This is a genomic window from Marilutibacter maris, from assembly GCF_006546735.2.
Taxonomy (GTDB): Bacteria; Pseudomonadota; Gammaproteobacteria; order Xanthomonadales; family Xanthomonadaceae; genus Marilutibacter; species Marilutibacter maris.
On record NZ_VICD02000217.1, the window covers coordinates 1 to 1096 of the forward strand.

Consider the following 1096-nt stretch of genomic DNA (forward strand, 5'->3'; position numbering starts at 1 on the left):
TGCGCGAGTGGAGCCAGCCGCAGGGCCGTTTCGAGGACGGCCGCTGTCTGCACGAGTGGTTCCAGGCGCAGGTGGACCGTGCGCCGGAGGCGATCGCGCTGAGCTACGAGGGCGAGTCGCTGAGCTATGCGGCGCTGGATGCGCGCTCGAACCGCCTGGCGCATGCGCTGCGTGCGCAGGGGGTGGGTCCGGACTGTCGCGTGGGCCTGTGCGTGGAGCGTTCGCTGGAGATGGTGGTGGGGATCCTGGGGATCCTGAAGGCGGGAGGCGGCTATGTGCCGTTGGACCCGGGGTATCCGCCGGAGCGTCTGGCCTACCTGGTGGAGGACAGCGCGCCGGTGGTGGTGGTGACGCAGTCGGGGCTGGCGTCGCGGTTGCCGGCGGGGACGCGTTGCTGGGACCTGTCGCAGGACCTGTCGACGTACCCGTCGACGCGTTTGCCGGTGTCGGAGGTGGGGGTGACGCCGGCGCATCTGGCGTATGTGATCTACACGTCGGGTTCGACGGGTCGGCCGAAGGGGGTGGAGGTGATGCACAGGAATGTGCAGCGCCTGCTGTCGTCGACGGAGGCGTCGTTCGGGTTTGGTCCGCAGGACGTGTGGACGCTGTTCCACTCGTATGCGTTCGACTTCACGGTGTGGGAGATGTGGGGTGCGCTGGGCTACGGAGGACGTCTGGTGGTGGTGCCGCACTGGGTGGCGCGGTCGCCGGAGGAGTTCCACGGTCTTTTGCAGCGCGAGGGGGTGACGGTTCTGAACCAGACGCCGACGGCGTTCATGCAGCTGTCGCAGGTGGATGCGCAGCGGGGCGGTGCGTTGTCGTTGCGTGTGGTGGTGTTCGGCGGCGAGGCGTTGAACCTGTCGGAGTTGCGGGACTGGATCGGTCGCCGTGGCGACGAGTCGCCGCAGCTGGTGAACATGTACGGGATCACGGAGACGACGGTGCATGTGACGTACCGTCGGATCCGGCGTTCGGAGGTGGAGGGCAACAGCGGCAGTGTGATCGGTCGTGCGTTGCCGGACCTGAGCGTGTATGTGCTGGACGCGAACGGGGCTTGGGTGCCGCCGGGCACGGCGGGCGAGATGTATGTGGGCGG

The 1096-nt window shown here is 68.2% G+C and carries 1 protein-coding gene; it reads left to right on the top strand.

What is annotated here, in order from left to right; translation table 11 throughout:
* On the top strand, positions 1–1096 hold a 1096-nt coding region (locus tag FKV24_RS12755), incomplete at both ends, for an AMP-binding protein (RefSeq protein WP_141482639.1).